The organism is Leisingera sp. McT4-56, assembly GCF_020514995.1.
Lineage (GTDB): Bacteria > Pseudomonadota > Alphaproteobacteria > Rhodobacterales > Rhodobacteraceae > Leisingera > Leisingera aquaemixtae_A.
Window position 1 is genome coordinate 30,306 of sequence record NZ_JAJALF010000027.1, and the last position, 26,952, is coordinate 57,257.

26 protein-coding genes are annotated in these 26,952 nt (G+C 64.9%); 13 read left to right on the forward strand and 13 right to left on the reverse strand.

The window, feature by feature from the left end:
- Positions 1-2: 2 nt before the first annotated feature.
- Positions 3-1,910 (reverse strand): TAT-dependent nitrous-oxide reductase, encoded by a 1,908-nt coding sequence (gene nosZ, locus LHL23_RS20885; RefSeq protein WP_019294814.1) that lies wholly within the window; start codon positions 1,908-1,910, stop codon positions 3-5.
- 11 nt (positions 1,911-1,921) lie between these two features.
- Complete coding sequence (locus tag LHL23_RS20890) at positions 1,922-4,111, reverse strand: NosR/NirI family protein (protein ID WP_226431413.1); 2,190 nt, start codon at positions 4,109-4,111, stop codon at positions 1,922-1,924.
- Positions 4,112-4,290: 179 nt separating this feature from the next.
- Here LHL23_RS20890 and LHL23_RS20895 point away from each other — a divergent pair, with 179 nt between their 5' ends.
- Positions 4,291-4,632 carry a hypothetical protein gene (locus LHL23_RS20895; RefSeq protein WP_226431414.1) on the forward strand — a complete coding sequence of 114 codons (342 nt, stop codon included), beginning with the start codon at positions 4,291-4,293 and terminating at the stop codon, positions 4,630-4,632.
- A 72-nt stretch (positions 4,633-4,704) separates the two neighbouring features.
- On the opposite strand, the gene LHL23_RS20900 is transcribed toward LHL23_RS20895, so the two are convergent.
- Genes LHL23_RS20900 through LHL23_RS20915 form a run of 4 tightly spaced genes read right to left on the reverse strand, consistent with a single transcriptional unit; the run spans position 4,705 to position 7,826 of the window.
- Positions 4,705-5,466 carry an ABC transporter permease gene (locus LHL23_RS20900; protein WP_226431415.1) on the reverse strand — a complete coding sequence of 254 codons (762 nt, stop codon included), beginning with the start codon at positions 5,464-5,466 and terminating at the stop codon, positions 4,705-4,707.
- On the reverse strand, positions 5,463-6,215 hold the full coding sequence (locus LHL23_RS20905; RefSeq protein WP_226431416.1) for an ABC transporter permease: 753 nt from the start codon (positions 6,213-6,215) through the stop codon (positions 5,463-5,465). Before LHL23_RS20905 ends, LHL23_RS20900 begins: the two co-directional genes overlap by 4 nt.
- Before the next feature lie 9 nt (positions 6,216-6,224).
- Positions 6,225-6,989, reverse strand: a complete 765-nt coding sequence (locus tag LHL23_RS20910) for a transporter substrate-binding domain-containing protein (protein ID WP_226431417.1) — start codon at positions 6,987-6,989, stop codon at positions 6,225-6,227.
- Between the two features lie 39 nt (positions 6,990-7,028).
- A complete protein-coding gene (locus tag LHL23_RS20915) occupies positions 7,029-7,826 on the reverse strand; it encodes an ABC transporter ATP-binding protein (protein ID WP_065267612.1) in 798 nt (265 codons plus the stop codon).
- 97 nt (positions 7,827-7,923) lie between these two features.
- Between LHL23_RS20915 and LHL23_RS20920 the strand changes: the two genes are divergently transcribed.
- From LHL23_RS20920 to LHL23_RS20955, 8 genes are all read left to right on the forward strand, one after another.
- Positions 7,924-8,565, forward strand: a complete 642-nt coding sequence (locus tag LHL23_RS20920) for a TetR/AcrR family transcriptional regulator (protein WP_226431418.1) — start codon at positions 7,924-7,926, stop codon at positions 8,563-8,565.
- Positions 8,565-9,749 (forward strand): pyridoxal phosphate-dependent aminotransferase, encoded by a 1,185-nt coding sequence (locus LHL23_RS20925; RefSeq protein ID WP_226431419.1) that lies wholly within the window; start codon positions 8,565-8,567, stop codon positions 9,747-9,749. The genes LHL23_RS20920 and LHL23_RS20925 overlap by 1 nt, the downstream gene beginning before the upstream one ends.
- The gene (locus LHL23_RS20930) at positions 9,746-11,350 is read left to right on the forward strand and encodes a 5-guanidino-2-oxopentanoate decarboxylase (RefSeq protein ID WP_226431420.1); all 1,605 of its coding nucleotides are present in this window, start codon (positions 9,746-9,748) and stop codon (positions 11,348-11,350) included. Before LHL23_RS20925 ends, LHL23_RS20930 begins: the two co-directional genes overlap by 4 nt.
- A 4-nt stretch (positions 11,351-11,354) precedes the next feature.
- Positions 11,355-12,137 (forward strand): arginine deiminase family protein, encoded by a 783-nt coding sequence (locus LHL23_RS20935; protein WP_226431421.1) that lies wholly within the window; start codon positions 11,355-11,357, stop codon positions 12,135-12,137.
- Positions 12,138-12,365: 228 nt separating this feature from the next.
- Positions 12,366-12,983, forward strand: a complete 618-nt coding sequence (locus LHL23_RS20940) for a paraquat-inducible protein A (protein ID WP_226431422.1) — start codon at positions 12,366-12,368, stop codon at positions 12,981-12,983.
- Positions 12,950-13,594 (forward strand): paraquat-inducible protein A, encoded by a 645-nt coding sequence (locus tag LHL23_RS20945; RefSeq protein ID WP_226431423.1) that lies wholly within the window; start codon positions 12,950-12,952, stop codon positions 13,592-13,594. The genes LHL23_RS20940 and LHL23_RS20945 overlap by 34 nt, the downstream gene beginning before the upstream one ends.
- Positions 13,581-15,665 carry an MlaD family protein gene (locus tag LHL23_RS20950; RefSeq protein ID WP_226431424.1) on the forward strand — a complete coding sequence of 695 codons (2,085 nt, stop codon included), beginning with the start codon at positions 13,581-13,583 and terminating at the stop codon, positions 15,663-15,665. Before LHL23_RS20945 ends, LHL23_RS20950 begins: the two co-directional genes overlap by 14 nt.
- A gap of 1 nt (position 15,666) precedes the next feature.
- Complete coding sequence (locus LHL23_RS20955) at positions 15,667-16,224, forward strand: PqiC family protein (RefSeq protein WP_222480304.1); 558 nt, start codon at positions 15,667-15,669, stop codon at positions 16,222-16,224.
- A gap of 136 nt (positions 16,225-16,360) precedes the next feature.
- On the opposite strand, the gene LHL23_RS20960 is transcribed toward LHL23_RS20955, so the two are convergent.
- The 7 genes from LHL23_RS20960 to LHL23_RS20990 all read right to left on the reverse strand — a co-directional run bounded on the left by LHL23_RS20960 (position 16,361) and on the right by LHL23_RS20990 (position 22,349).
- Entirely contained in the window at positions 16,361-16,699 is a 339-nt protein-coding gene (locus tag LHL23_RS20960) for a RidA family protein (protein WP_226431425.1), read from the reverse strand.
- A gap of 9 nt (positions 16,700-16,708) precedes the next feature.
- Positions 16,709-18,103, reverse strand: a complete 1,395-nt coding sequence (locus LHL23_RS20965) for an FAD/NAD(P)-dependent oxidoreductase (RefSeq protein ID WP_226431426.1) — start codon at positions 18,101-18,103, stop codon at positions 16,709-16,711.
- Positions 18,090-18,401, reverse strand: coding sequence for a (2Fe-2S)-binding protein (locus tag LHL23_RS20970; protein ID WP_226431427.1), 312 nt, complete (start codon positions 18,399-18,401; stop codon positions 18,090-18,092). Before LHL23_RS20970 ends, LHL23_RS20965 begins: the two co-directional genes overlap by 14 nt.
- The gene (locus LHL23_RS20975) at positions 18,376-19,476 is read right to left on the reverse strand and encodes an NAD(P)/FAD-dependent oxidoreductase (RefSeq protein ID WP_226431428.1); all 1,101 of its coding nucleotides are present in this window, start codon (positions 19,474-19,476) and stop codon (positions 18,376-18,378) included. The genes LHL23_RS20970 and LHL23_RS20975 overlap by 26 nt, the downstream gene beginning before the upstream one ends.
- A 69-nt stretch (positions 19,477-19,545) precedes the next feature.
- Complete coding sequence (gene dctP, locus LHL23_RS20980; protein WP_222480315.1) at positions 19,546-20,538, reverse strand: TRAP transporter substrate-binding protein DctP; 993 nt, start codon at positions 20,536-20,538, stop codon at positions 19,546-19,548.
- Positions 20,539-20,583: 45 nt separating this feature from the next.
- On the reverse strand, positions 20,584-21,882 hold the full coding sequence (locus LHL23_RS20985; RefSeq protein ID WP_222480317.1) for a TRAP transporter large permease: 1,299 nt from the start codon (positions 21,880-21,882) through the stop codon (positions 20,584-20,586).
- Complete coding sequence (locus LHL23_RS20990; protein ID WP_222480319.1) at positions 21,879-22,349, reverse strand: TRAP transporter small permease; 471 nt, start codon at positions 22,347-22,349, stop codon at positions 21,879-21,881. Before LHL23_RS20990 ends, LHL23_RS20985 begins: the two co-directional genes overlap by 4 nt.
- Before the next feature lie 112 nt (positions 22,350-22,461).
- Here LHL23_RS20990 and LHL23_RS20995 point away from each other — a divergent pair, with 112 nt between their 5' ends.
- From LHL23_RS20995 to LHL23_RS21010, 4 genes are all read left to right on the forward strand, one after another.
- A complete protein-coding gene (locus LHL23_RS20995; protein WP_226431429.1) occupies positions 22,462-23,424 on the forward strand; it encodes a LysR family transcriptional regulator in 963 nt (320 codons plus the stop codon).
- Between the two features lie 125 nt (positions 23,425-23,549).
- A complete protein-coding gene (locus LHL23_RS21000; protein ID WP_226431430.1) occupies positions 23,550-24,134 on the forward strand; it encodes an ANTAR domain-containing response regulator in 585 nt (194 codons plus the stop codon).
- A complete protein-coding gene (locus LHL23_RS21005) occupies positions 24,131-25,309 on the forward strand; it encodes a CmpA/NrtA family ABC transporter substrate-binding protein (RefSeq protein WP_226431431.1) in 1,179 nt (392 codons plus the stop codon). Before LHL23_RS21000 ends, LHL23_RS21005 begins: the two co-directional genes overlap by 4 nt.
- 266 nt (positions 25,310-25,575) lie before the next feature.
- A complete protein-coding gene (locus LHL23_RS21010) occupies positions 25,576-26,943 on the forward strand; it encodes a CmpA/NrtA family ABC transporter substrate-binding protein (protein WP_226431432.1) in 1,368 nt (455 codons plus the stop codon).
- Positions 26,944-26,952: the final 9 nt, after the last annotated feature.

Consider the following 26,952-nt stretch of genomic DNA (forward strand, 5'->3'; position numbering starts at 1 on the left):
GGTTACGCGCTCCGCGGCTCGACCAGCATCCGGCCGCGCATTTCCATGTGCAGCGCGTGGCAGAACCACTGGCAGTAGTACCAGTGCACGCCCGGGCGCTCCGCCTTGAAGGTGACAGAGGCAGTTGCCAGCGGGCCGACCTCCATCGCGATGCCGAAGTTCGACAGGCAGAAGCCGTGGGTCAGGTCGTCGATGTCGTCCAGGTTGGTGACATAGACGGTGACCTCATCGCCTTGCTTCACCGTGAACTTCTCCAGGCTGAAGTTCGGCGCCTGGCTCGACATGTAGACGCGTACCTTGTCGCCGTCGCGGATGATGGTGTCCTGATAGTCGTCCAGATCGACACCATCCGCCTCGGCCTGCTTGCGCGCGTCTTCCCACATCGGGTCGTTGCGCTGCCAGGTGCTGGCCGGGTTCACCTTGGAACGGTGAACAAGGATCGAGTCATGCGGCTCGGCAAATGTCGGGCCATCGTGCACCACCTTCATCTTGTCGCCGGAAATGTCGATCAGCTGCTCGTTCTCGGGCTTCAGGGGGCCCACGTTCAGGAACCGGTCCTTGGAGAACTTGTTCATCGAGATCAGCCACTTGCCGTCCGCCTCGGCAGTTTCACCCATGGAAGTGGAGTTGTGGCCCGGCTGATACTGCACATCGACCTTGTCCATGATCGGATCCACATCGGCACCCGCATAGGCCTCGATCGCCTTGGCGATGTCCCATTTCACCACCTGGCTGTCCAGGAACAGGGTGGTGTAGGCATAGCCGCGGTTGTCGAAGGCGGTGTGAAGCGGGCCAAGGCCCAGCTGCGGTTCTGCCACAATGGCAGAGCGCGGATCGGCGTTGTCGCTGAACAGTGCGTCGACCTTCTCCACATCAATGACCGAAACCGTCGGCGACAGCTTGCCGTTGATCATGATGTGCTTCTTGTCGGGTGCGGCGTTCACACCGTGCGGCGAGTTCGGGATCGGGATGTAGCGCGTGAAGTTCTTGCCGGACTCCTTGCGCCCGTCCACGACTTTGGCACCGTTCAGCTCCTGATAGTCGCCCGCCGCAATTGCCTCTTCAATCGCCTTGATGTTGAAGACAACAACGTGGTCCAGCTCGCTCTCGGTCATCTCGGCCAGGTTCATGCCCATTTCCGAGTTGTAAGAGGTCGAGAAGGCGTATTTGCCCTGATAATCGCAGTCGGTGTTGTCCAGGTTGCCCGAGACGATCACCTGCCAGGCGACTTCCATGGTGTCGCCGTCGATGGCAGAGAAGATGTTCACATATTGCGACGGATCATCCAGGATCTGGCCATCGTTGATCAGCGGCGCTTCGTGCTCGCCGTTGGCAAAGACATAGCCGGTGCGCGGGAACTTCTGCGGACGCAGGCCGTGGATGTCCTTGGCATTCGGGATCTCGATGATCTTGTCGCACTTCATCACGTCGCAGCGTACGCGGGCGACGCGGGTGTTGGCCTTGTCGTTCATAAACAGGTAGCGGCCGTCATAGGTGCCGTCAGTGAACGACATATGCGGGTGGTGCAGGTCGCCGTTGTCATAGGTGACCTTGCCGTTGGCGGCCAGGAATTCCTTGGTCTCCGGCAGCAGGCCTTCGGTCAGGATTTTCAGGGACTCATTAGTCTGGCCCCAGCCGGTTGCAGAGCAGCGGTTGAACACCGGCACCCGCATCAGCTCGCGCATGGACGGAACGCCCATGATGCGCAGTTCCCCGGTCTGGCCTGACGACCAGAAGCCGTAGTATTCATCCAGTTCGCCCGGCTCCAGGCCGAAACCGGCAGCCTGCGCGGGCTTCGCGCCCAGCAGTGCGGAACCGGCGCCAGTGGCCGCCAGAACGGCACCGGAGGCGGTGGCCCCCAGAAGGCCGCGGCGGGTGACGGGCAGTTTGTTTTTCAGTTCTTCAGACATAACGTCCTCCTTCAGGAAACTTTTGTCCTGTTCGCGTTGGGGTGATTGGCAGGCGGCCTGCCCAGAGCAATCTCCGGACCCGGGCTGCCGGTCTTGGCCCGGCGTTTCAGCTGTTTGATCACAACCGGGCATTTGGCTTCGGATTGGTACAGAACCTGGCAATGCAGGCAGTCAACACATTCGTTCGGGTTGATCTCACCGGTTGGGTGGATAGCCTGAACGGGGCACTCGTTGGCACAAGTCTGGCAGGGGCTGCCGCATTCCTTGTAGCGGCGCAGCCAGTCGAACATCCGCACCCGCGCCGGGATCGCCAGCGCCGCGCCCAGCGGGCACAAGTAGCGGCAGTAGAACCGTTCGATGAACAGGCCCGCCAGCAGCAGCGCCAAGGCAAAGACCACGAAAGGCCAGTCGCGTACGAACTTCAGGATGATCGCGGTCTTGAACGGCTCAACCTCGGCATAGGTTTCGGCCAGCGGGATCGAGATCATTGAGATTCCGAACAAGCCAAGGAAGATCATGTATTTCGCAGGCCAAAGGCGCTCATGCAGGCCCCAAGGCAGGGTGATCTGCGGCACCTTGAACGCTCGGGCGATCTTGTTGGTCAGCTCCTGCAGCGCGCCGAACGGGCACAACCAGCCGCAATAGGCGCCGCGGCCCCAGAACAACAGCGCTGCAGCAACCGCAAACCACTGGATGAAGACCAGCGGGTCCAGAAGGAAGGCGTCCCAGGAAAAGCCGCCGCGCAAGCTGCCCGCCAGGGCCATCAGGTTCACCACGCTCAGCTGCGCATTGGCGTACCAGCCCAGGAACACCAGGGTGACGGTCAGGTATCCGATGCGGAACCAGTAAAAGGTGCGCGCGTTCACGGTCGCCTGGAACTGGAAGAAGAACACCCCGGTCAGCACCAGCAGCATCACGCCCAGCACCCCGATCTCGAGGGTGCGGTCCTTCCAGATCCGTTGCCACAGCGCGGCCTTGGCGGCTGCCTCGCCGGTGTCGTCCTCCACCACTTTGGGCGCAAGCGCGGCGGGAAGCAGGTACTGTTCGGGCAGATTGTAACCCAAGTCAAAGGTCAGGAATGCCCGCTCCAGCGCTCCGACGGACCGCTGCACCAGCAATTGCAGGCGGAACGGTTCAGCCGGGTCAAACTCCGCATCTGCCGGGATCTTGAACAGGTCCAACTCGCCGAAACTGGGACTGTCCGCCGTCGCGAGCTCCCCCAGCCGCTTGTGCTGGTGGTCGAAGAACCGCACCGAGGCATCGCCCTGGATCAGCTGGATGCGGTCGAAGATTCCGCCGCGCACATAGCCGGACCCCTTGAAGCTGTAGCTGCCGCGCCCGAGCACCAGGATGGCCTGCTCGCCTTCCTTCAGCCAGGACCGCAGGTTTTGATACTCTGCCTCGCCCAGCAGCGACTTGCCGATGGAGGGCACGGAAACCAGCGCCATATGCATGTCGATGAAAGTGTCGTCCGGCGCGCCCGGCTCCGGCCGCTTGATCGCGCGCTGATCGCCGGTGGCCTCAAAGGCCGCGTTGATCTGGCCCACGTCCAGCGTCATCCGGCGCACGGACCCGTCGCCCGCCAGCGTGGTCCAGTCCGCGACTTCCTCGCGGGCCATGTCGACCTCGCGCTTCGGCCCGTCCGGCTGCACCGGCGACAGCCCGCCCAGCCCCAGCGCTCGGGCCACCTTGATACCCGCCCGCACCAGGCTGTCGTCGATCACCATGATCGTCACCGTCGCACCCGAGATGATGTCGAGGTCATGGGCATCGCCGCCCGCCGCCGCCTCGGCCTTCAGGTCGAGACCCGCATAGCTCTCGGTCAGCTTGACCATCTTGGAATTGGGTATCCCGATCAGCACGATCGGCTCTGAATGCTTGACCAGCTTCACGCCTGTCAGCACCGCATCGGTGTCAATTGCTGCCACCACATGGATCGGCTTGCCGCTGTAGCCGGTGGTGCCGACGAAATCGGAGGTCAGGAAAGCATAGGCAACGGTCTCGCCCGCCTTCAGCACCGGTGCCACCGGCACATCCGTGCGCACCGGGCCAAACGCCTCGGCGCCGGGCACCAGGTCTGCAGGTGTCAATTCTGTCAGGAAGCTGTCGAGGCTGTCGGCCTCAGCCGCCGCGGCAATTACGGCGGCGATCGTTATCACAAGGGCTGTCAGCCAGCCCCGGAAGGCGCGTGTCAGGACCATGGCGCCTCTCCCTTATTTTGAGTGGCTGCCACGGACGCGCGGAATGCGCGTTCGGATTCTATCTCAGTGACCAGCGGAGGCCCACGGCCATCGTGCCAGTATTGTGCCGGGTTAGGCTGCACCGCAGTGCCCGCAGGCAGCAGCACAGTGCAGCCTGCCGCCCGGCTCATGCCAGCTGAATGAATGTCTGCCGGCCCGGCCCCGGTCTCAGCCGCGCAGAGGGCGCAGGTGCTGCATTTGGGGCAATCCTGCCCCTCTTCGCTGTCTTCGCCAGCGATCTGGATTTCTACTACGCCAAACTCGCCGCAGATCTCTATCCACTCACCGCCGCTCGCCGCCTGCCCCGCACCGGGAAAGGCCACTTGCAGTGCCAGCATGAAAACCGCGCACAGCCCCGCCAGCCGCCGGAACAGGCCGGCGCGGCAAGCAGGGGATATGAAAAGGGTGCGCGGCATCTGTTACAAGATTCTCTTGCTGCATTCGCCGCCGACACTAGAGGGAACTTCAGTGCCGTTATTTGATGTATGTCACATTAATCAGAAATTCCGGGCCATTTCCCAGCGGCCCGAAAAACGTGTTAAATGTTTGCCACTTCAGCCTTTCTCAAGCCGGCGGAAGGCCAGGGCAATCACGCCGGCTATCGCCATATAGACCAGCGCCAGCAGCAACAGCGGCTCATAGACAATGAAAGTATCGGCCCGCACGCGCGAGGAAACCGCATAAATTTCCATCACCGTGATTGTCGCCACCAGCGGTGTTGCCTTCAGCTGCAGGATAGTCTCCCCGCCCAAGGTCGGCAGCACATTGCGCACTGCCTGCGGCAGCCAGATCCGGCGGAACATGGTGAAGCGCGGCATGCCAAAGGACTTCGCAGCCTCCAGCTGCCCCTTGGCAACGCCGGAAAACGCCCCGCGCATCACCTCCCCCTCATAGCCCGCATAAGACAGGGTCAGCGCCAGCACCGCATAGGGCCAGGCCTGCCGCAAGTAGGGCCACAGCTCGGAGGAGCGGATCCAGGGAAACTGCGGGAACAGCGACCCCAACCCGTAATAAAGCAGCCAGATCTGCAAAAGTAGCGGGGTGCCACGGATGATGGTGCAGAAGGTGCGCGCCGGGATCGACAGGTACCAGGGTCCCACCGCCTGCGCCAATCCCAGCGGCACCGCCAGCATGAAGCCGAATAAAGTCGAGACGGCCAGGATCCACACCGTGGCCCACAGCCCCTCCAGCGCCAGCGGCGCGTATTTCGGAATCCAGTCCCAGCGCAGCGCAATGGCGCACCAGATCACGATACCCGCGAACACCAGCATCATCACGATGCGGTGCGGCTGCATCAGGTCCTTCAGGCTGATCATCGCGCGCCCCCCTTCAGCGAGGGCTGGCCGCGCCGTGCCCATTTCTCAACCCGGGCAAAGACCGCGCCGGAGCACAGCGTCACCATCAGATAAAGGAAACCGGCCGCCAGGAAGAAGGTGAAATAGGCCCGCGTGCTGCTCGCCGCCTGCCGGGTTTCCAGCGTCAGCTCATTGAAGCCGACCACCGCCAGCAGCGCCGTGTCCTTGGTGGCAATCAGCCACAGATTCGCCAGCCCCGGCACCGCAAAGCTCATCATCGCCGGGATCGTCACCCGCCGCATGATCATAAAGGCCGGCATGCCATAGGACTTCGCCGCCTCGATCTGCCCCACCGGCACTGCCTTGATGGCGCCGCGCAGGACTTCGGTTGCATAGGCCCCCTGCACCACTCCCAGCACCCAGATGCCGGCCGCAACGCCGTTGATCTCGACCCGGCCGCCGCCCATCGCCTCGGAGATCTTGTTGATGATATCGCTGCCCACGTAATAGAGGATCAGGATCAGCACCAGTTCCGGCACCGCCCGGATCACCGTGGTGTAGATGGCGAGAAGATCACGCGTGACCTTCCCGCCGTAGAGTTTGCCATAGGCCCCGAACAGCCCGATCACCAGCCCCAGCCCCAGCCCAAAAGCGCCAAAGGCGATCTGCAGGGAGTTGGCAAGCCCGCGCAACAGGTTGCCTCCCCAGCCTGACAGCGACAGCAGCTCTGCGCTGGCGCCGAGGCCCAGTAGTTCGAACAGTCCGGTCACGGCAGCACCTTAGTAGATGCTGGTGGTGAAGTATTTGGCAGTGATCTTCTCGTGGGTGCCGTCGGCCAGGATCGCCGCGATGCCCTTGTTCAGCGCCTCGCGCAGCGCGTCGTCGCCCTTGCGCACGCCTGCACCCACACCGCGGCCCAGGATCGCCGGGTCATCCGCCACCGCGCCCTTGATCTCGCAGCAGCTGCCGGTGTCGGACCCGACGAAATCCGCCATCGCGATGCTGTCCGCCTGGGTCGCATCGATGCGGCCCGCAAACAGATCCTGGTTGGCTTCATCCTGGGTCTGGTAAACCTTCAGCTCGGCATCCTTGAAGTATTCCTGCGCATAGGCCTGGTGGATGGTCGAGGCCTGGATGCCGACAATTTTACCCGCCAGCGATTCCGGCGTCGGCGCGATGTCCATCGACTTGTCGGCCACGATCACCGCCGGGGTGTTGTAATAGGGATCGGAGAAATCGATTGTCTTCATCCGCTCCTCGGTGATCGACATGGAAGCCATGATGGCGTCAATCTGCTGGCCGGTCAGCGACGGAATGATGCCGTCCCAGGCCACCGGCGTGATCACGCAGTCCAGTTCAGCCGCGGCGCAGACCGCGCCGATCACCTCGACCTCCCAGCCGACCCAGTTGCCGGAGCTGTCGAGCGAGGCAAACGGCGGGTAGGGTTCCGCGGCGATGCCGATTTTCACCTGTTCGGCAGCAGCCGCACCAGCGGACAGAGCGGCAGCCGCGGTTGCCGCGGCAAGCAGTGCTTTCAGTTTCATATTATTCTCCCAGTTGGTTTTTATTTTGGTGGTAGTGGATCAGGCGACCGAGCTCAGAAATTGCTTCAGACGGTCTGATTGCGGATTGCCAAAGACCTCGGCAGGCGGCCCCTGCTCTTCGATGCGGCCCTGGTACAGATAGACAACGTGGTTTGCGACTTCGCGGGCGAATTTCATCTCATGGGTCACCAGCAGCATGGTGCGCCCCTCGGCGGCCAGGTCGCGGATCACCGTCAGCACCTCACCCACCAGTTCCGGGTCCAGCGCCGAGGTCGGTTCGTCAAACAGCATCGCCGACGGGTCTACCGCGAGCGCCCGCGCAATCGCCGCCCGCTGCTGCTGCCCGCCGGACAGATAGGCAGGATAGGTGTCCTCCTTGCCGCCCAGCCCCACCCGGTTCAGCAGTTCGTGCGCCCGCGCGATAGCCTCGGCCTTGGGCACCTTCAGCACATGCACCGGCACCTCGATCACGTTTTCCAGCAGCGTCCGATGGGTCCACAGGTTGAACTGCTGGAAAACCATCGCCAGCTTGGTCCGGATTCGTTCGATCTGCTTCTGATTGGCCGGGCTGCCGTCGCCCCGCATCGCCACTTCCTCGCCGCCGATCACGATTTTTCCTGAGCTCGGCGTCTCCAGAAAATTGATGCAGCGCAGCATCGTGGACTTGCCGGAGCCGGAGCCGCCGATGATCGCCACCACATCCCCTTGATGGGCGGTCAGATCCACGCCCTTCAGCACTTCCAGATTGCCGAAGGATTTGTGCAGATCCTCGACCCGGATTGCCTCCCGGCGCGTGTCTGTCTCCGGCGAGGATGCGGCTGCTGCGGCTGTGTCCATCTTTGCGTCTTCCCGAATTTTCCGATTGCAGTAAGCCGCGACTCGCGTAATTATGCAAGTGTATAATTTCTCCGCCAGCACAAAAACAGGAGCTGAGGTGACCGACGAGCGCCGCAAATTCAAACGCGAATCCGCCGAAGCCCGGAAGGAAGCGCTGATTCTCGCCACGCTGGAACTGGTGGCAGAGAACGGTGTGCGCGGCGCCACGGTGCGGGGCATTGCCGAGCGTGCCGACGTCACACAGGGGCTGATCCGGCATTACTTCAGCTCCAAGGAAGAGCTGATCATCGCGGCCTATGAACACCATATGAACCAGATGACGGACCTGACCTTTGCACCCGGGGCAGCGGCAGGCAGCGCCCGGGCGCGTCTCAGGGCTTTTGTCGACGGCTCGCTGACCCCGCCGGTGGTCGATCCGCGCGCGCTGGCGCTCTGGGCCAGCTTCCTCAACAAGGTGCAGAACGATCCGCAGATGAAGGAAACCCACCAGCGTACCTATGCCTACTTCCGCGACCGGCTGGAGGCGCTGATCGCCGCCGCGCTGGAAGAGGCCGGGCGCCCCGCCCCGGCGGCCCGGCTGCGCCAGCTCGCGATTGCCTGCAACGCGGTGATCGACGGGCTGTGGCTGGAGGGCGGCGCCCTGCCGGATGCCTTCGCAGCTGGCGAACTGGTTGAAATCGGACGGCAATCGGTTGCCGCCATTACTGGATTGGATTTGAAGCAGGAGGCTGAAACCTGATGAGGCTGACAGCAATCACCGAACGGCTGGCCGGGCTTGGCGGCGGCAAATGGGAAGTGCACGCAAGGGCACGGCAACTGGCAGCAGCCGGCGCCGACCTGGTGGAGATGACCATCGGAGAACCCGACGTGCCGACCCCGCCGGAACTGGTCGAGGCCGCCGCGCAATCCATGCACGCGGGCCGCACCGGGTATTCCGACGGCCGCGGCGAGGCGCATCTGCGCGCTGCTCTGGCCGAGGCCTATACCGCCACCCGCGGGCGGGATTTCGGGCCGGAAAACATCCTCTGCTTTCCCGGCACCCAGACCGCGCTTTATGCTGTGCTGCAAGGCGTGGCCGAACCCGGCACCGAGGTGCTGGTCGGCGAGCCGATGTATGCCACCTACGAAGGCGTGATCCGCGCGTCCGGCGCCGGCATGGTGCCGGTGCCGCTGCGGCCCGAGGCCGGCTTCCGGATGCAGGCCAGCGACATCGCCGCCCGCATCACCCCGCGCAGCCGCGCCATCCTGCTGACGACCCCGCACAACCCGACCGGCGCCATCCTGACACCGCAGGACCTGCGGGAAATCGGCGAGCTGGCGGTGAAACACGATCTCTGGATCATCTCCGACGAAGTTTATGAGCACCTGGTCTTTGAGGGCGCGGAATTTGTCTCCCCTCTCTCCGATCCGGCCCTGGCGGAGCGGGTGATTGCAGTCTCCTCGATTTCCAAGTCGCACGCCGCGCCGGGCTTCCGCAGCGGCTGGTGCGCCGGGCCTGTCAACTTCTGTGCAGCCCTGCTGCCGGTCTCGGAAACCATGCTGTTCGGCAACCAGCCCTTTATCGCCGACATGACCGAAAAGGCGGTGCGCGAGGGCTCTTCCGTCGCCGCAGGGATGGCCGCCCGCTTTGCCGCCCGCGCCGCCCTGCTGGAACAACGCCTGCACGCTGAGACCCGCCTGCGCGTCCACCGGCCCGAAGCCGGCATGTTTGCTCTGATCGACGTCTCCGCCACCGGGATGGACGGCGACGCCTATTCCTGGGACCTGCTGGACAGCGGCGTCGCGGTAATGCCAGGTTCCGCCTTCGGCGACGGCCTTCGCAACTGGGTGCGGGTCGCCCTCACCATCGACGACAACAGTTTTGCCACCGCGCTCGACCGGATCGCCGCCCACGCAAACCGCAATGCAAGAGGCGCCGCATGACCACGAAAACCGTTGGCGAAGCCCTGGTTGCCGGGCTGAAGGCACGCGGCGTCACTTGCGTGTTCGGCATCCCTGGCGTGCACACCGTGGAGCTCTATCGCGGCCTGGCCGCCTCTGGCATCCGTCATGTCACCCCCCGCCACGAACAAGGCGCGGGCTTCATGGCTGACGGTTTTGCACGGGTCTCCGGCCAGCCGGGCGTGGCCTTTGTCATCACTGGCCCCGGCCTGACGAACACACTGACCCCGATGGCCCAGGCCCGCGCGGATTCAGTGCCGGTGCTGGTGGTTTCCGGCGTCAACGCCAGCACCACGCTCGGCAAGGGCCACGGCCACCTGCACGAGCTGCCGGATCAGCACGCGCTGGCCAAGACCGTGGCGCTGGCCTCTGAACACGTTGCCCGGCCCGATGAGCTGGAGGCCTCGATGGACCGCGCCTTTGCCCCCTTTGCCGCTGGCCGCCCCGGCCCCACCCACATCCAGATCCCGCTGGACGTGGCAGGCACAGCATCGCAGGAAGGCTTTCCCGCCCCGGCTTCCACTCAGCCGCCCCTCGACAGCGGCCAAATTGCCGAGGCAGCGGCCTGCCTGTCACGAGCTACCAAAGTTGTCATCCTCGCTGGCGGGGGTGCCAAGTGCACAGGCTGGGGCTTGCAGGCCCTGGCCGAACGCCTCGACGCGCCTGTGGTGCAAACCGTCAACGCCCGCGGGTTGATGCACGGCCATCCGCTGACCATTCCTGCAAGCCCCAGCCTGCAAGCGGTCCGGGAGCTGATCCAAGACGCCGATTGCGTGCTGGCACTGGGAACCGAACTCGGGCCGACCGACTACGACATGTATGCCACCGGCAGCATGGCTGACATGGCCGGACTGATCCGGGTCGACATCTGCGCCGAACAGCTGGCCGGACACGAGACAGACCTCGCCATCCACGCCCGCGCCGGCGAGGCTACGGCCGCGCTGCTCGCAGCCCTGCCCGCTGCGCCCAAACAAAGCCAGGGCGCCCAGCGCGCGAACCGAACCCGAGCCGCCGCGTATGAAGAGATCGGCCCGGAATACCGCCAGCAGGTCGAGGTGCTGAACGCCATGCGCGACGCGGTGCCGAACGCCTTGATGATCGGCGATTCCACTCAGCCGATCTATGCCGGCAATCTCTACTATGATCACGACCGAGCCGGCGGCTGGTTCAATGCCGCTACCGGCTATGGCGCGCTCGGCTATGGCATCCCCGCAGCGATCGGCGCCGCGATTGCCGATCCCTCGACCCATGTTATCTGCATTGCCGGCGACGGCGGCGCCCAGTTCTCGCTGCCGGAGATCATGGCCGCCGTGGACGAAAACCTGCCCATCACCTTCGTGATCTGGAACAACCGCGGCTATGGCGAGATCGCAACCTCAATGGAGGCCGTGGACGTCCCCGTGGTCGGCTGCGACCCCACACCGCCAGAGTTCGGCCCCGCCGCCGCCTCTTTCGGCATCCCTTACACCCGCGTGCCGATGGAACCGCAGGCAATTGCCGCCGCGCTCCGGGAAGCCAGCAATCGCGGCACCCCATCCATCCTCGAAATCGACGTAACCGGCCCCTCTCAGGGCCAGGAGTAACCCAATGCGAAACCCAACCTTCGAGTTCACCCGCGCCATCACCCGCCGCCCCGCCCCCACCGTCGCCAAGGGCCTGCGCGCCGAGGATATCGGCAACCCCAGCCTCGACAGCATGCTGGCTGCCCACGCTGCCTATGTCGCTGCGCTGCGCAGCACCGGCGCCGAGGTGATCGAACTGGATCCGCTGGTGGCTTTCCCCGATGCCCAGTTCGTCGAGGACACTGCCCTTTGCTTGCCGCAAGGGGCGATCCTGATGCGTCCCGGCGCGCCGTCTCGGCTGGGTGAGGTGGCGGAAATGGCCACCACCCTGCGCGCCTGCTACGATGACGTCCGCGAAATCGTCGGCCCCGGCCATATCGAGGGCGGCGACATTCTGGTGACCGGCAAGGAGATCCTGGTCGGCCGCTCCGACCGCACCGACGCCGAAGGCGTGGCCGAACTGGCAGAAATTGCCGCCGAATGGGGCCATTCGCTGCGCGAAGTTTTCACCCCCGAGGGCGTGCTGCATTTCAAGACCGACTGCTCGCTGATGGATGCCGAGACGATTCTGTCGACCAAGCGCCTTGATGCCTCCGGCTGTTTCGAAGGCTACCGGGTGCTGCATGTGGCCGACGGCGAGGAAGCGGCCGCCAACGCCATCCGTTTTAACAACCTTGTCCTTATGGCGGCGGGCTTCCCGCGCACGGCGGAATTGCTGGACAATGCCGGGTACGAGATCGTCGAGATCGACAACACCGACTGCGCCAAGCTGGACGGCGGCATGTCCTGCCTGTCGCTGCGGTTCTGACCCTGGCTCTGCCGCGCAGCCGCACCACAGCTGCGCGGCCCCCTAGCCCTGCGTTCTGACGCAGCCCGCCCCAGCGCCGCCTGCCCCCTATCCTTGATCGCCGCGGCCTGTCCCGCTGCACGAAGGCCATGTTCCGATTGCCATGATCCGCATTATCATGATCATGAGCGCCAGCGGCTGCGCCCTCGCGCCGCAGCGCTCCAAGCGGTGAAAGCGGACTTCAGAGACATGGATCCAGATCAGCTTATTGCCTGCCCGACCTGTGACGTTCTGAACCGCGACCAGGAAGTAAAGGCCCATACAGTGGCCCGCTGCGCCCGCTGCGGCACGGTGCTGGCGGCGCCGAAATCGGGCGCCATGACCCGGATCGCGATGCTGTCGCTGACCGCGCTGATCCTGCTCGCCGCAGCGGCCGGCTTCCCGTTTCTTGAACTGAAGGCCCAGGGGCTGTCGCACCAGGCCTCGGTGCTGGATGCGGTGCTTGCCTTTTCACGCGGACCGATGGCACCGCTGTCGCTGGCAACCGGCCTGCTGATCGTGCTGCTGCCTGCGGCACGCTTTTGCGCGTTGATCTACACTCTGGCGCCGATGGCCCTGGGCTGGCACCCGGCGCCGCACGCCGCTGCGGCCTACCGCTGGGCAGAGCGGCTGAAGCCCTGGGCGATGGCCGAGATATTCATCATCGGCGTGGCGGTGGCCCTGGTCAAAGTCTCCGGCTTGGCTCGGGTCGGGCTGGGGCCGGCCTTCTGGGCCTTTGCCGCGCTGCTGATTGTGACCATCCTGACCGACAATTCCATTTGCAGGCTGACCGTATGGAAGACGCTGAAAACCCGCGGCCGTTCCTGACTGCCGCCGCCGCCGGGCTGACCGGCTGCCGCGCCTGCGGCACTGCCAACCCCGGCGGTGCCCGGGCCTGCGCCTGCTGCGGCAGCCCGCTGGAGCCCGCCGGCCACGCCAGCCTGCAGCGCGTCTGGGCCTGGCTGGCGGCGGGGATGATCGCCTATGTTCCGGCAAATCTCTACCCGATGCTGCGCACGACAACTTTTGGCCGTTCTTCCGAAAACACGCTGATCGGCGGCATTGCCGAGCTGTTCAGCCACGGCTCATACGGCGTTGCGCTGATTGTTTTCTTTGCCAGTATCGTGATCCCGGTGGCCAAATTCCTGGCCATCGCCTATCTCGCGATCTCCGTCCGCAGGCCCGCAGCCCTTGGCAGCCATAGCCGCCTGGTGCTTTATGAAGTGGTTGAATTTATCGGACGCTGGTCGATGATAGATGTCTTTGTGGTGGCGATCCTGACCGCCCTCGTCCAGCTTGATTTTGCCGCCGCCGTGGCGCCGGGCGCTGCTGCGGTCAGTTTTGCCTTGTCGGTTGCCTTCACCATGCTGGCAGCCCAGAGTTTTGATCCGCGCCTGATCTGGAACGCGGAAAGCGAGAATTTGAATGACCACGCCTGACCCCGCCCCGATGAAAATCTCCGCCCGGCGGCCCTCGCCCTGGCGCAATTTGTCGCTGGTCTGGCTGGTGCCGCTGGTGGCGCTGGCGGTTTCCCTCGGGGTAGCCTGGAAAGCCTATTCCGACCGCGGCGTGCTGATCACCATCAGCTTTGAAAACGCGTCCGGCATCGCCGCCAATGAAACCACTGTGCGCTACCGCGACGTGGTGATCGGCCGGGTGGAAAAAGTCGGCTTTGCCGGCGACCTGAGCAAGGTCTCCGTTCAGGCCCGCATCGACAAGGACATCGCCCCCTACCTGGATGCGGATGCCGCCTTCTGGGTGGTGCGGCCGGAAGTGTCAGCACGCGGCATTTCGGGGCTCAGCACGGTGCTGTCGGGCGTCTACATCGAAGGCAGCTGGGACCAGAACCCCGGTCTTGCGCAAACCAGTTTTGAAGGCGCCGACCGGCCGCCTCTGGCGCAGCCCGGCCGTGGCGGCCGGCGAATTACCCTGCGCACCGATGACGGACGGATGATTTCCGAAGGAGCGCCGGTGCTGTTCCGCGGCATTGAGGTCGGCCGGCTGGAAAAGCCGCGCCTGACCGTCAGCGGCGACAGCATCGTCGTCGATGCCTTCATCGACGCGCCCCACGACCGGCGCATCAATTCCGCCACCCGGTTCTGGGACAGCTCCGGCTTCTCGGTTTCGATCGGCCCCAGCGGGCTGTCGCTGGACGTTGACAGCATCGCCTCCCTGGTGGCTGGCGGGATCGAGTTCGACTCCGTTTTCGATGGTGGGCAGGCGGTTGGTCCCGGCACCGTCTTCGACATCCACGCCGACGAGGCCGCGGCCCGCCGCACTGCCTTTGCCCGCACCTTGTCCGGCGGGGTTGCCGTCTCAGTCGCCTTTGACGAGTCGGTGGCGGGTCTGGCCAGCGGCGCCGCGGTCAAGCTGCGCGGCGTCCGGGTCGGCGAGGTCAGCAGCCTCAACGCCGCCATCCAGAGCGGCAGCGACGAGACTGAGGTGCGGCTGATCGCCAAACTGCTGCTTGAGCCCGCGCTGATGGGCCTGCCGCCCGGCTCCGGCGAGGCCGAGGCCCTCGATTTCCTGGAACAGGCGGTCACAGGCGGCCTGCGTGCCCGGCTGGCCTCTGCCAGCCTGTTCAGCTCCGAGCTGATCGTCGAGCTGGTGACGCTGGAAGACGCGGCGCCCGCGCAATTTGCCCGTAACGCCGAACCGTTCCCGCAGCTGCCCAGCGCGCCCTCGAACCTGCCGGATTTCACCGCGACCGCCGAAGGCATGCTGGAACGCATCAACGCGCTGCCGGTCGAAGAGCTGATGGCGCAGGTCATTGCGACGCTGGCCAGCATCGAAAACCTGGCCTCTGCCGACAGCACCCGCCAGACCCCGGCGGCCGCCGTCGCCTTGCTGGAAGACGCCCGCGCCCTGGTGACCGACCCCGGCACCCGCGCCCTGCCCGGCGAATTGCACGCCGCGGTCGCTGACCTGCGCGCAATGCTGACAGAGCTGCAGCAGGGCAAGGCCGCGGCCAAACTGACCGCGGCCCTGGACCAGGGCAGCCAGGCCGCCGCCAGCCTTGCCGCGGCGTCGGATGAACTGCCCGCGCTGGTCGCCGATTTCCGGGCGCTGGCGGCCAAGGCGAATTCGCTGGAGGCCGAGGAACTGATCCGCTCAGCCAGCCAGCTGATGGACAGCGCCGATGCGGTAATCGGCACAGAGGGCGCCCGCGCCCTGCCCCCGGCCCTGACCGCTGCGCTGGAGGAGATGCAGGCCACGCTGGAAGACATGCGCCAGGGCGGGCTGGTCGAGAACGCCAATGCCACCATGTCCTCTGCCCGCGGCGCGGCTGACGCGGTGGCCGCCGCCGCCGAAGGCCTGCCTGCGCTGTCTGCCCGCCTGGAAGCCCTCGTGGCCCAGTCCGAGGCGCTGATCGCCTCCTACGGCGCCCGCTCCAGCTTCAACTCCGAAACGCTGGACGCGTTGCGCGAGATCAGGACTGCCGCCCGTGCGGTTTCCCAGCTGGCGCGCAAGATTGAACGCGACCCGAATTCCCTGCTGTTTGGAAAATAAGATGATTAAAGCCCTGAAATTGCTGCTCCCCATTACCCTTCTGGCGGCCTGCGCCGGGAGCAACGATCCCCGCTATCTGATTTCCTCTGCCCCCGGCGAGACCGTCGCCAACCTGCGTTCCCGCACGATCGAAGTACGGCTGGTCTCCCTGCCCGCCTACGCCGCGGCATCGGACATCGTCGCGGAGGGTGAAGGCGGCGCACTTTTTTCGCTGAACGGCGCGCAATGGGCGGATGACCCGGCCCGCGGCATGACCGCTGCCCTGGCCCGCGGGTTGAACGAGCGCACCGGCGCAGCCGCAGCCATTGAACCCTGGCCGCTGAACACCGGCCCGGATGCGCGGCTGGATGTGCGAGTGGATCAGGTCTATGCCCGCGCCGACGGCATCTTCGAGCTGTCCGGCCAGTTCGCGGTTTCCTCGCCAGAGGGCACAGTGCGGGAGCTTGTGAAGCGGTTTGATATCAACACACCCGTCACCGGGACGGGCCCGTCTGCCACCGCCGATGCGCTGGCCAATGCGCTGGCTGAACTGGCCCGGCAGGTCTCCCTGTCCCTTTAGAGCCCGCTGCCGCACAGGTTCAGGCGCTGGGGCTCCCCTAAAGGGCGGCCGCGCGCCCAGCAGGCGCCCCGTCCGGTTTCCGGACCGCGGGGGCGCCTGCCGCAAGGCTGATCAATACAGCATTGGAAATCCCGTATCAGCAGGCCGCTGTCACGATGATTTCCACCTTCAGTTCCGGCCGCGCCAGCTTGGCCTCGCCGCAGGCGCGGGCCGGGGCGTGGCCTTCGGGCACCCAGGCATCCCAGACCGCGTTCATTTCGGCAAAGTCCTCCATGTCGGCGAGCCAGACAATCGCCTGCAGGATCTGCTTCGGCGAGGACCCGGCCTTTTCCAGCAGCGCCTCGACGCGGGACAGGCAGGCGCGGGTCTGCGCGGCCACATCTGCCCCGTCACCAACCTGGCCGCACAAATAGGCTACGCCGTTGTTCTTCACGATCTTGCTCATGCGGGTGCCGGTGTCGATCCGTTCGATCATTATTTTCTCCTATTCAGCGGCATTGGCGGATGGGTCTTCCATCGCAGCCAGTTCACCCAGTGTCACGGGTTTTATCGGCGGCCGGATCCGGTAATAGCCGGTTTCATCCGGCGTCTGCCCGTTGGCCTCGGCCAGCAGTGCGGTTACCGTCAGCCCGCAATAGCGGCCCTGGCACGGCCCCATCCCGGCGCGGCCGAAGGCCTTGGCCTGGTTCGGCCCCAGGCAGCCAAGCTTGGCATAGCTGCGGATATCGCCCGCAGTGACTTCCTCGCAGCGGCAGACAATGGTGCTGTCCGCAGGCCGCAAGGCGCCTGCATAGGGCGGGTAGGCCGCATCCAAAAACGGCCGGACTGCGGTTTCCCGGCTGCGCTGGCTGAACAGCGGGGCAGCCCGGCGGTCGCGCTCCTGCACGGTGATCCGGCCCAGCTCTTCCACCGCTTTCAGCGCGGCGATCCGCCCGGCACATTCGGCGGCCATGGCGCCGCCGATGCCGGCACCGTCACCGGCAATCAGGACGCCGTCTTTGCCGGTCTCGCCCCAGGTACCGGTTTCCGGCACAAAGCACTGCTGCGCTTCGGACCAGGCATGCGGCACCCCGATGGAACGCGCGGCCTGGGTGTTCGGCACCACCCCGTGATGCAGCAGGACGGTATCGCACGCGATTCTGTGCTCCTGCCCCTTGCTGCGGAAGGACACGGCTTCGGCCCGGGTGCTGCCCGTTACCGCAATGCTTGCCGCACCGGTATAGCGCGGCACGCCGGCTCGTTTGATCTCCGCCAGCATTTTCAGGCCCTTGGCCAGATAGCGCCAGCCGCGCAGCGCACCCGGCAGGTGGCGGGCGGATGCCATTAGGCTGGCCGCGGTCTGGGTCTCTACCAGGGCCAGCGGCGGCGTGCCGGCACGCACCATCTGCGCTGCAATCAGATAGAGCAGCGGCCCGCTGCCGGTCAGCACGGCGCGGCGCGGCAGGACGCCGGATTGCTTCAGGAGAATCTGTGCGGCGCCTGCGGTCATCACGCCCGGCAGGGTCCAGCCGGAGACGGGCATCGGGCGTTCCAGCGCGCCGGTAGCCAGGATTATCCGTTCCGCCTCCACCTGCCCCGCCCGGCCATGCCGGGTGAAGGAAATGCGAAAACCGTCCTCGATGGCCCAGACAACAGCGCCAGACAAATGGCTGACACCCGATTGGCCCAGACCCGCAGTCAGGGTTGCGCCGTGCAGATACTCCTGCCCCAGAATGGCACCGCGCGGTCCGGCCGCGCGGTCCACGTCGCGGTAGATCTGCCCGCCGGGGCGGTTCTGCTCATCCAGAAGGGTGACGCTCAGGCCCGTTTGCGCGGCCTCGGCTGCGGCGGCCATGCCAGCCGGGCCGGCGCCAATGATCGCCAAGTCATACTGTTGCATTGCCAGCCTCCGCTTCATGCGGGCGGGCAATCCGCATGCCCTCTTCCACTTCCAGCATACAGGCCTGCTGCACACGGCCGCCGGTCTCCACCAGGCATTCGAAACAGGCGCCCATCATGCAGAACGGCGCCCGCGGCGCGCCGAAGACCGGCGTATGGCGGAACACCTGCACGCCAGCGGCCAGCAGCGCGGCAGCCAGGTTGGCGCCTGCGGGCAGCTCAAGCGGCTGCCCGTCGAACCAGACCCGCACCCGGGGCGCGTCGCCTGCCAGCTCAAGAAACGGGGAATCGGTCTTCACTGAACACCTCCAGATCAGGGGCGGCCGCAGTGCCTTCGAGCCAGTCGGGCAGGAACAGCGCATGGGCCGCGGCCAGGGTGATGCCGCTGTGGCAGGTGACAAGGTAGGCGCCCGGCAGTTCGGGGCTTTCCTGATAGATCGGCAGCCCGTCGGGCGACAGGATGCGCAAGGCGCCCCAGCTGCGCACCAGCTGCGCGCGGGCCAGCGCCGGATAGGCCGCGATCGCCTCGGCGGCCAAACCGGACAGGCCTGGCTGCGTCACCCCGTCATCCAGCCCGACCTCTTCGTTGGTGGCGCCGATCTGGATGCCGCCTTCGTCCACCTGGCGGGCAATCAGCGAGGGGCGGTTGATCATCTTCGGCAGCTTCTCGGTGATCAGCACCTGGCCGCGCTGCGGCCGCACCGGCGCCTTGAAGCCCAGCTTGGGGCCAAGCTCCATCGCGCCAAGGCCTGCCGAGAGCACAACCTTTCCGGCCGTGACAGTGGTGCCATCGCTGCAATGGACCTTGAATGCATCCGGCTTAGCGACCGACGTCACGGTCTTGCCGTTCAGAACCGTGCCGCCCAGCCGCCGGACGTCCTCTGCCAGTGACACCAGCAGCCGCAGCGGGTTTGCGTGGCCGTCCTGGTGATGCAGGATCGCGCCTGCCACCTTGGGGCCGATATGCGGCTCCTCGCGGCTGAGCGCGTTGCGGCCCAGCACCTCGTAGGGGTAGTTGCCGCCCAGCTTGTCCTTCAGCGTGTCATATTGCGCAACGGTCGCGTAAAGCGTTTCCTCGGAGAAATGCAGGTCATAGCCGCCGTTCTGCTGCAGCCCGACAGAGCGGCCGGTGCCGTCTTCCAGTTCGGCAGCAAATCCTGCCCAGGCGGCGGCGGACTGCTGGCTCCAGCTGGCATAGCGCGGCTGCTTCATGCCCTTGGACTGGACCCAGACCAGGCCGAAGTTGCCGCGGCTGGCCCGGAAGGCGCCGTCATCGCCATCCAGCACCGTGACGCTCTTGCCGCGCCTCAGCAGCCCCCAGGCCACCGACAGGCCGACAACGCCGCCGCCGATCACTGCATAATCTGCTTCCATCCTGCCGATTCTCCGGGGATTGCTTTGTGTGCGGGGCGGCGCGCGGCCGCCCCGGTCCTTGATACGGGGTTACTTGCCGATCTGGTCAAGAATGCCCTGACCCCAGTCGGCGCCAACGTCTTCCAGAACCACCGGCCAGACGTCCTCGCGCACCTTGGCGGCCATCGCGGCCAGTTCGTCGTCGCTGAGGTCCACTACTTTGGCACCCAGCTCATCGGCCAGACGCTGCTCCCATTTGCCCTGGTCCTCTTCGGCGACAGTCCAGCGCTGCGCTTCAAACTCCGCCGCGGCGGCTTTCAGCGCTTCCTGATCTTCTGCGTCCAGCTCAGCCAGCGAGCCGTTGGAGATGATCATGTACCAGACCTCAAAGTGGGTGTTGGCGGGCACATAAGCCTTGGTCACGTCGCGGAACGAGGCATAGTAGCCTTCGGCACCAGAGCCGATCACGCCGTCAACCACGCCGGTCTGGATCGCGGTAAAGGCCTCGGAGAACGGGATCGGCGACGGGATGTAGCCCAGGGCCTCGCCGGTCAGCTGGAAGCTCTTGATGCCGGGCACCCGCACCTTGATGCCGTTGGACTGCGACGGGTCGCCCGGGTTGACCGCGTCGGTGTTCAGCGCAATGCCGCCGAAATAAACCGGGTAGGCCGCCAGCATGGTGATGTCCTGCTTGGCATAAAGCTCTGCCATCACGTTGCGCACCGCGCCGCCGGGGCCGTAGATCTTGCGTGCCTCATCCCAGTTGTTGGCCAGATAGGGGAACGAGCTGATCTGCATCCGGCGGTCCGCCGCGGCGGCTGCGGGCTGGGTCGCCATGTCGATGGCGCCGACGCTGATGCGTTCCTGAACGGTGGTGTAATCGCCGAGCGCTGAGGCCGGGAAGATGTTGATCGACACGTCGCCGCCGGTAGCCTCATCCACCTGGGCTGCAAAGGCGCGCAGCTCCTTGTCGATGGTGGTGTCCTGGGGGCGCACGTGGCTCATCTTCAGGTCCGCGGCCGAGGCGAGGCCCGCCAGCGACATCAGGGCAGCAGCAGCGGTGCCGGTCAGAAAGTGTTTCATGGGTAGTCTCCTCCGTAGGGTGTCTGGTGTTTGTCAGGGGTGGGGTCAGTAGCCGAAGAAACGCGGCAGAAAGAGCGACAGGTCGGGCCACAGCGAGGTCAGGAAGACCACCGGCACGTAGCCCGTCAGGATCAGGATCATTGCGGGCGGGATCACCTTGGTGACCTTCACATTGCCGATCCGCGCGCCGAGGTAGAGGATCGAGGCATAGGGCGGGGTGACGCCGCCCATCGCGGTGTTGACGCCCATGATCGCGGCAAACTGCACCGGGGTGACACCGATCGCCTGCATCAGCGGCAGCAGCAGCGGCGCGATCAGGATGATGGCGGTGACGTCGTTCACGACCATGCCGACCAGGAACAGCAGGATATTGATGAAGATCAGCAGCAGCACCTTGTTCTCGGTAACCTCGAAGATCGCGCTGACCATTTTCTGCGGGATCGCCTCGTAGACGAACATCTGGCTCAGGATCATCGAGAACAGGATCATCACCATGATCGCGCCCACGGCGGTCGCGGCCTCCTTGCCGGCCTCCAGGAAGCTGTCCCATTTCAGGCCCTTGTAGATGAAGAACCCGACCGGCAGCGCATAGATCACCGACAGCGCGGCGGCTTCGGTCGGGGTCATGATGCCGCCGTAAATGCCACCCAGGATGATCACCGGCATCAGGAGCGCCGGGGTCGCGTTGAAACCCTTCTTCGCCACATCGCCTGCCAGCTCCGAGAAGCTCGGCGCGTCATCCAGCACCAGGTCGAACTTGCGGCTCATCCACAGGTTCATGGCCGAAAAGTTGAACATGATCAGCAGGCCCGGCCCCAGGGTCGCCAGGAAGCAGGCGAGGATCGAGGTATCGGTCACCCAGCCATAGACGATCATGGTGACAGACGGCGGGATCAGCAGCCCCAGGATGGAGGAGTTGGCAATCAGCGCCGTTGCGTATTCCCGCGGGTAGCCGCGCTTTTCCATCTCGGGGATCAGCAGCGGGCCGATGGCGGCGATGCCGGTCAGTCCGGAGCCGGAGATCGCGCCGATGATGGCGCAGCTGACCGCGGCCACAACGCCCAGGCCGCCGCGGACATGGCCGATGAAGGCGTTGACGAAGTTCAAAAGCGAGGCAGCAATGCCGCTGGCCGACATGATGGTGCCAGCCAGCACGAACAGCGGAATGGCCAGCAGCACCGGGTTGCCCAGCTGCTGGGAACCCCACAGCATCATGCCTTTCATGGTCACATCGCCCAGGAAATACATGATCATCAGGGCGGCCCCGAAGCAGTAGGGCAGCGGCACGCCAAGGGTCAGGGTCAGCACCAGGACGGCGATGGCAAGAAGGGCGATCTCGATCATTTTGCGGCTCCGGCGCGCAGGGAATTGATATGGCGCAGCAGGTGCACCGCGGTGTAGAGCATCATCAGCGCCAGTCCGGCCGCCAGAGCCACTTCGGAATAGAACGTCGGCAGGTAGAGCGTCGGGCTCTCTTTCCAGACCCGCCAGGCGTACTGGGTGTACTCCCAGGCCCAGCTCAGCAGCCACAGGCCGACGGCCAGGCTGATGATTTCACCGATGATCGCCAGCACGGTGTGGCCGCGCTCTGTCTTGATGGCGATTTCCAGCACGTTGGCGCGGATGTGGGTGTCCTCGCGCGAGGCGTTCACGGCGCCAAGGATGTAGAGCCAGATGGTCGGGTAGAGCATGGTCTCCTCCAGCCCCATCACCGGGATCTGCAGCAGATAGCGTGTGACCACCTGGACGAACTGGCCCAGGGCCACCAGGCAGATCAGCCCTGTCAGCAGATATTTTGAGAATTTGTCCATCTGTCCTCCTTCCGGCGTCCCCTCGCCGGGTTTGGTGGATTTGGCTGGACAAGCCCCATAAGATCAATTTCAAAATATCTGTGACTCCATAAACTGAATTGATGCCCCTGACATGAACTTCTCAATCCGCCAAATCTTCACCTTCCGAGAGGTCATGCGCAGCGGCTCCATTTCCCAGGCCGCGCGCACTGTCGGGCGCACCCAGCCGGCGGTCAGCACGATGATCTCGACACTGGAAGGCGAACTGGGCTTCAGCCTGTTCGTCCGTGAGCAGGGCAAACTCATCCCAACCCCGGAGGCCCGGTTCTTTCTCGAGGAGTGCGAAACCGTGCTGGAGCGCATCGAGCGGATCGAGCGCACGGTGAGCAAGATCCGCAGCCACGAGGCCGGCAAGCTGCGTGTCGCCTGCCACCCGGCGGCGTCCGGGCTGTTCATGCCGCGGATTCTAACGGATTTTCTGCAAGGCAAGGATGAGCTTGAGGTCTCTCTCATCATGCGGTCCTCGGACGTGATCGAGGACTTGATTGCCTCGCAGCAATTCGACATCGGCTTTGCTGAAACCCCGGCTCCGCGCCCCTCCGTCCGGCAGATGGATTTCGATCTCGAATGCGTCTGCGTGGTCCCGGCCAGCGACCCGCTTGCGCAGGCCGCGGAAATCACACCGCAGGATCTGGACGGCAAGCCGATGGCGGTGCTGTTCGAAAAGCACCCCCTGACAGTCCAGACAGAGGCCGCTTTTCACAGAAGCGGCTGCGGGTTCCACAAGCGGCTGGAGCTGCGCACCTGGGCACCCGGCCTGCAATTCGTTGCTGCGGGCATGTGCTACATGATTTGCGACATGATCACCGCCTACAGCAGTCTTCAGCAGCGCCAGACCAAAACTGAACTGGCGATTCGCCGGTTCCGTCCGCGAATCGGGACGGGCGTATCGATTCTGACCCCGGGCTACGCAACGCAGTCGCTGACCTCCAAGGCGTTCACGGCGCAGCTGTGCAGCTCCATCGAAAACATGCAGGCGGAAATGGAAACCTGCCTCGGCCAGCAGGCCGGGGTTCCCCTAGTGCCGCCGCATTAGCACCCTCGCCCAGTGCAAAAGAATTGGACGGAGCGCTCATTTTCTGTGCACGGCGAGCTTTCCTCCCGGCCGCGCCTGCCTGCCGGGCTTTACAGGTTTTGCTAGCACAGATCATGCTCTGCCGTATGCCAGACGCCCTGTCCATAATCGTCGTCGAACCCGACCGTGAGCGTGCGTTCATGATCGTGGACGGGCTGCGCAGTGCCGGGGACTTCGACATTCAGGTCATCTCCGAGCCTTCGGGCCTTGCCCGCCAGATACAGGTGCGCGACCCGGACGTCGTCCTGATCGACATCGCCAACCCCTCCCGCGACGTGCTGGAGGAACTGACGCTGGCATCCGGACCCAAGGAACGGCCGGTGGCGATGTTCGCCGACCGCAGCGGGGCCGGGCTGTCCGCTGCCGCTGTGGAGGCGGGTGTCTCGGCCTATGTGGTCGACGGGCTGCAGCCGGCCCGGCTGAAACCGGTTCTGGACGCCGCCATTGCCCGGTTCCGGCTGTTTCAGCGCATGCGCACGGAGCTCGCCGAAGCCAAACGCGCCCTGGAAGAGCGCAAGGTCATCGACCGTGCCAAGGGGATGGTCATGAAAGCCCGGGGCATTGGCGAGGACGAAGCCTACGCGCTGCTGCGCAAAGCCGCGATGGATCAGAACAAGCGCGTCGCCGAGGTTGCGCAGGCGCTGGTCACCGCTGCGGGGCTGCTGGCATGAGCATGACACGCATTCCTGCCGGCTATCTCCCGCTGACAGATGCGGCGCCGCTGATTGCCGCCCAGGAAATGGGCTTTGCCGCCGAGGAGCGGCTGACGCTGGATCTGCACCGCGCGCCCTCCTGGTCGTCGCTGCGGGACATGCTGGCCTTTGGTAAGGTCGACGCTGCACAGATGCTTGCACCGGTTCCGGTTGCCGCGGCGCTTGGCCTGGGCGGCGCCAGTGCGCCGTTTTCAGTTCTGTCCGTGCTCTCCGTCAATGGAACCGTCATTGGTGTCAGTAACAGCCTGTCTCGCAAAATGGCGGAAGCGGGGCACAGGTTTTCCTTTGATGATGCCGTGACAGCGGGCAAGGCCCTGATCGCCGCAGCCGGCCCGGACCTGCGGATCGGCGTCCCGTTTCCCTTCTCCATGCATACCGAACTGCTGACATACTGGCTGCGCGGGCTGGGGCCGGAAACGCCCCGGGGCATCAGCATCCTGACGGTGCCGCCGCCGCGGATGGCAGAGGCGATCAAACGCGGTGAAATCGACGCCTTCTGCGTCGGAGAGCCTTGGGGGTCGATTGCCGTCGAGCAAGGCTCAGGCACGCTTCTGCTTCCCGGCAGGGCGATCTGGTCCTTTGCACCTGAAAAGGTGCTGGCCGTCCGCAGCGGCTGGGCAGAAACAGAACCCGGCCTGTCCGGCCGCCTGATCCGGGCACTGTGGCGCGCTGGGCGCTGGCTGGCCGACCCCGCCTCCCGCGGGCTGGCAGCGGAAATCCTGTCGTCCCGGCGGTATCTCGATCTGCCCGCCGAAATCATCGAACGCGCGCTTTCCGGGAAGTTCACGGTTTCCGCTCAGGGCCTGCAGCGGGACGCGCTCGACTTCATCGGGTTTCACAACGGCGCGGCAGGCTTCCCCTGGCGCAGCCAGGCCCAATGGATCGCCCTGCAGCTTGCCGAGCGGAACGGCCTGGACCGCCAAGCGGCGCTGGAAACTGCCGGGTCCGTCTTCCGCAGCGACCTTTACCGTGCCGCCCTGCGGGGAACCGGGGCGAAGCTGCCGGGCGCCTCTTCGAAACTGGAAGGTGCGATCACCGCCGGCCTGCAGGCCGCAGGGGAATCGGAAACTGTCAGCTTGCTGCAGAACCGGTTTTTTGATGGCCGCGTTTTTGATCCCCTGGCCGCGGACTGATGAAAAATCAGGCAGCTTTCCGCGCCGCAACGCTGCAATGCAGAATTTTTTGCTGCACCCGCAAAGAAACCGTTGGTGCGGGACGGGCCTTCCGGCAGTCTGGGATCAGACAGGCAACGGAGCCTGACTGAGAGTTTTCCCGAAGACCGGGTTTTACTGAGCAAAGCCGCTCGACCCACCGCCACTCCTCCCGGCGGTGCGTGTCAGCGGCTTTTTTCTGTTCCGGCGCCCGCCGCCGGACACAGCTAGGAAAAGGAACCAACCCGATGAAACAACTGATGATGGCTCTTGCGGCCTCAACTGCCCTGACCGGACCGGCACTGGCGGCCACCCTGGAGCTGGAAAAGGATGTGCTGACCTTCGGCTTCATCAAGCTGACGGACATGGCACCGCTGGCGGTGGCTTATGAGCAGGGATTCTTCGATGACGAGGGGCTGTTCGTCACCCTGGAAGCCCAGGCCAACTGGAAAGTTCTGCTGGATGGGGTGATCGACGGCACCCTGGATGGCGCCCACATGCTGGCAGGCCAGCCGCTGGCCGCAACCATCGGCTATGGCACCGAGGCGCATATCGTCACCCCGTTTTCCATGGACCTGAACGGCAACGGCATCACGCTTTCGAACGAAGTATGGGAGATGATGAAGCCGAACCTGCCCACAGACGCAGACGGCAAGATCGCCCATCCGATCTCCGCCTCCCATCTGAAGCCGGTGATCGAGGACTTCAACGCCAAGGGCAAGCCCTTCAACATGGGCATGGTGTTCCCGGTCTCCACCCACAACTATGAACTGCGCTACTGGCTGGCGGCCGGCGGCATCAGCCCCGGCTACTACTCGCCCGAAAACGTGACCGGGCAGATCGGCGCCGAGGCGTTCCTGTCGGTGACTCCGCCGCCGCAGATGCCCGCAACGCTGGAAGCCGGCACGATCTCCGGCTACTGCGTGGGGGAGCCGTGGAACCAGCAGGCGGTGTTCAAGGGCATCGGCGTTCCGGTCATCACCGATTACGAGCTGTGGAAGAACAACCCGGAAAAGGTCTTCGGCATCACTGCTGAATTCGCCGAGGAAAACCCGAACACCACGCTGGCAGTAGTCAAGGCGCTGATCCGCGCCGCCATGTGGCTGGATGAAAACGATAACGCCAACCGCCCCGAAGCGGTCGAGATCCTGTCGCGCCCCGATTACGTCGGCGCCGACTATGACGTGATCGCCAACTCGATGACCGGCACCTTCGAGTATGAGAAAGGCGACACGCGCGACGTCCCGGATTTCAACGTGTTCTTCCGCTACAACGCCACCTACCCGTTTTATTCGGATGCGGTCTGGTATCTCACACAGATGCGCCGCTGGGGGCAGATAGCCGAGCCCAAGCCGGACAGCTGGTATGACGAGGTCGCCCGCTCGGTCTACAAGCCTGAAATCTACCTGGAAGCCGCACAGATGCTGGTGGATGAGGGCCTCGCCAACCCCGGCGACTTCCCCTGGGACAGCGACGGCTACAAGGTCCCGACGCCCGCAGAGGATATCATCGACGCCATTCCCTTCGATGGCAAAGCGCCCAACGCCTATATCGACAGCCTGCCGATCGGCCTGAAATCCGGCCAGACAGTTGTCGGCAGCACCGTGCAGGGCTGACCCCGGACG

Excerpts from the sequence above, each read along its gene's own strand:
- LHL23_RS20990 (WP_222480319.1), bottom strand. The coding sequence starts at position 22,349 with ATGGACAAATTCTCAAAATATCTGCTGACAGGGCTGATCTGCCTGGTG.
- LHL23_RS21010 (WP_226431432.1), top strand. The coding sequence starts at position 25,576 with ATGAAACAACTGATGATGGCTCTTGCGGCCTCAACTGCCCTGACCGGA.
- nosZ (WP_019294814.1), bottom strand. The coding sequence starts at position 1,910 with ATGTCTGAAGAACTGAAAAACAAACTGCCCGTCACCCGCCGCGGCCTT.
- LHL23_RS21000 (WP_226431430.1), top strand. The coding sequence starts at position 23,550 with ATGCCAGACGCCCTGTCCATAATCGTCGTCGAACCCGACCGTGAGCGT.
- LHL23_RS20930 (WP_226431420.1), top strand. The coding sequence starts at position 9,746 with ATGACCACGAAAACCGTTGGCGAAGCCCTGGTTGCCGGGCTGAAGGCA.
- LHL23_RS20925 (WP_226431419.1), top strand. The coding sequence starts at position 8,565 with ATGAGGCTGACAGCAATCACCGAACGGCTGGCCGGGCTTGGCGGCGGC.
- LHL23_RS20965 (WP_226431426.1), bottom strand. The coding sequence starts at position 18,103 with ATGCAACAGTATGACTTGGCGATCATTGGCGCCGGCCCGGCTGGCATG.
- LHL23_RS20910 (WP_226431417.1), bottom strand. The coding sequence starts at position 6,989 with ATGAAACTGAAAGCACTGCTTGCCGCGGCAACCGCGGCTGCCGCTCTG.
- LHL23_RS20960 (WP_226431425.1), bottom strand. The coding sequence starts at position 16,699 with ATGATCGAACGGATCGACACCGGCACCCGCATGAGCAAGATCGTGAAG.
- dctP (WP_222480315.1), bottom strand. The coding sequence starts at position 20,538 with ATGAAACACTTTCTGACCGGCACCGCTGCTGCTGCCCTGATGTCGCTG.
- LHL23_RS20945 (WP_226431423.1), top strand. The coding sequence starts at position 12,950 with ATGGAAGACGCTGAAAACCCGCGGCCGTTCCTGACTGCCGCCGCCGCC.
- LHL23_RS20915 (WP_065267612.1), bottom strand. The coding sequence starts at position 7,826 with ATGGACACAGCCGCAGCAGCCGCATCCTCGCCGGAGACAGACACGCGC.
- LHL23_RS20975 (WP_226431428.1), bottom strand. The coding sequence starts at position 19,476 with ATGGAAGCAGATTATGCAGTGATCGGCGGCGGCGTTGTCGGCCTGTCG.
- LHL23_RS20995 (WP_226431429.1), top strand. The coding sequence starts at position 22,462 with ATGAACTTCTCAATCCGCCAAATCTTCACCTTCCGAGAGGTCATGCGC.
- LHL23_RS20985 (WP_222480317.1), bottom strand. The coding sequence starts at position 21,882 with ATGATCGAGATCGCCCTTCTTGCCATCGCCGTCCTGGTGCTGACCCTG.
- LHL23_RS20900 (WP_226431415.1), bottom strand. The coding sequence starts at position 5,466 with ATGATCAGCCTGAAGGACCTGATGCAGCCGCACCGCATCGTGATGATG.
- LHL23_RS20940 (WP_226431422.1), top strand. The coding sequence starts at position 12,366 with ATGGATCCAGATCAGCTTATTGCCTGCCCGACCTGTGACGTTCTGAAC.
- LHL23_RS20950 (WP_226431424.1), top strand. The coding sequence starts at position 13,581 with ATGACCACGCCTGACCCCGCCCCGATGAAAATCTCCGCCCGGCGGCCC.
- LHL23_RS20895 (WP_226431414.1), top strand. The coding sequence starts at position 4,291 with ATGAATGTCTGCCGGCCCGGCCCCGGTCTCAGCCGCGCAGAGGGCGCA.
- LHL23_RS21005 (WP_226431431.1), top strand. The coding sequence starts at position 24,131 with ATGAGCATGACACGCATTCCTGCCGGCTATCTCCCGCTGACAGATGCG.
- LHL23_RS20935 (WP_226431421.1), top strand. The coding sequence starts at position 11,355 with ATGCGAAACCCAACCTTCGAGTTCACCCGCGCCATCACCCGCCGCCCC.
- LHL23_RS20890 (WP_226431413.1), bottom strand. The coding sequence starts at position 4,111 with ATGGTCCTGACACGCGCCTTCCGGGGCTGGCTGACAGCCCTTGTGATA.
- LHL23_RS20955 (WP_222480304.1), top strand. The coding sequence starts at position 15,667 with ATGATTAAAGCCCTGAAATTGCTGCTCCCCATTACCCTTCTGGCGGCC.